Source organism: Bremerella sp. JC817 (assembly GCF_040718835.1).
GTDB lineage: Bacteria > Planctomycetota > Planctomycetia > Pirellulales > Pirellulaceae > Bremerella.
Window position 1 is genome coordinate 1 of sequence record NZ_JBFEFG010000013.1, and the last position, 332, is coordinate 332.

A 332-nucleotide genomic window follows, 5' to 3' on the forward strand; every position below is an offset into this window, starting at 1 on the left:
GGGTTGGCCCGAGGATCGGCCGGCGACCCTCGACAAGGATGATCAAGAGTCGATGGCGCTCCTGCTCACGAGGCTCCCGGCCGAGACCCAGGGGCAGCTCGTCGCCCTGGCCAGTCGCCTGGGGGCCGAGGGATTTGAGCGGTATACCGCCGAGATCGCCGACCGGCTGCTGGCCGAGGTCGGCAATGAGGCCCGAACCGAGGAGGCGAGGCTCGAGACGGCCCGCCAGTTCGTCACCTTCCGACGCGACGATGCCGGGGCCGCGGCCGACCTCATCGCGTTGATCACGCCGCAAGCGTCGCCGACCTTCGCCGCCGGGCTGGTCTCGGCGA

At 71.1% G+C, this 332-nt stretch carries 1 protein-coding gene; it reads left to right on the plus strand.

Annotated features, from left to right (window positions below):
• Positions 1-52: 52 nt before the first annotated feature.
• On the plus strand, positions 53-332 hold a 280-nt coding region (locus tag AB1L30_RS00050; protein ID WP_367011321.1), incomplete at its 3' end, for a hypothetical protein.